Source organism: Campylobacter concisus, from assembly GCF_002914195.1.
GTDB classification, from domain to species: domain Bacteria; phylum Campylobacterota; class Campylobacteria; order Campylobacterales; family Campylobacteraceae; genus Campylobacter_A; species Campylobacter_A concisus_M.
Map to the genome: position 1 here is coordinate 1 of NZ_PPAU01000100.1, position 677 is coordinate 677.

The 677-nt window shown below is 31.2% G+C and carries 2 protein-coding genes; both read right to left on the reverse strand.

Annotated features, from left to right (window positions below; all coding sequences use genetic code 11):
* Positions 1-46: 46 nt before the first annotated feature.
* On the reverse strand, positions 47-388 hold the full coding sequence (locus tag CYP28_RS06020; protein WP_103593497.1) for a hypothetical protein: 342 nt from the start codon (positions 386-388) through the stop codon (positions 47-49).
* Positions 381-584: a hypothetical protein gene (locus CYP28_RS06025; RefSeq protein ID WP_103593498.1), complete on the reverse strand. Its 204-nt coding sequence runs from the start codon at positions 582-584 to the stop codon at positions 381-383. Before CYP28_RS06025 ends, CYP28_RS06020 begins: the two co-directional genes overlap by 8 nt.
* Positions 585-677: the final 93 nt, after the last annotated feature.

Below are 677 nucleotides of genomic sequence, written 5' to 3' on the forward strand. Positions count from 1 at the left end.
TTCTTTTTTTGTCAGGTTTTTCATATAATATCTTGTTTCAATATCATCAATGAAATTCTAAGTCGAAAATCTCATTATCGCTGTCAGGCTCTACCTCTACCAAAAGAGTATCTTTACATGCTAAAAATTTCTTTTTAGCATATTCCTTCCACTCTTCTTCATTTGAAAACAAGAAACCATTAGTTTTATAGCCTCTCACTGAGGCATCTTCCCAAAAAACATCTTTTCTTATTATTTTATTTTCACAATCGTCAAAAATAAAACCAGGTTCAAAAAAGTGTATTTTTGTTCCACCTAGCTCCTCTTCAAATTTATGTTTTTTAACATACACAAAGTCACCCTCCCAAGGTATTTTTAAAAATTCATACCTAGATTTTGAGTCACTCATCTTTTACTCCTTCAAGCTCTTTAATCTTTTTAAGAACACCTTTGTAGGCATTCAACTTAGCTTTCATCTCTGTTTGAATAAGTGCCAGTGGGGCATTTATTAAGACGCTTGCGGTTGCATAGTGGTAGCGTTCGTCAGCTTCTATTTCCGCGATTTCATCTTTTATAAATTTTTCTAGCTCTTTGAAATTTTTCATATTTTCGCTCCTTTATTTGCAATCACAATTTATTCTATTTGTTTTTTTATAAAAATTTTATTTCCCCAAAACTTGTTTATTAAACCACCTATC

What these genes read in the sequence shown, in the direction of transcription:
- CYP28_RS06025 (WP_103593498.1), bottom strand. Translation starts at nt 584, where the DNA reads ATGAAAAATTTCAAAGAGCTAGAAAAATTTATAAAAGATGAAATCGCG.
- CYP28_RS06020 (WP_103593497.1), bottom strand. Translation starts at nt 388, where the DNA reads ATGAGTGACTCAAAATCTAGGTATGAATTTTTAAAAATACCTTGGGAG.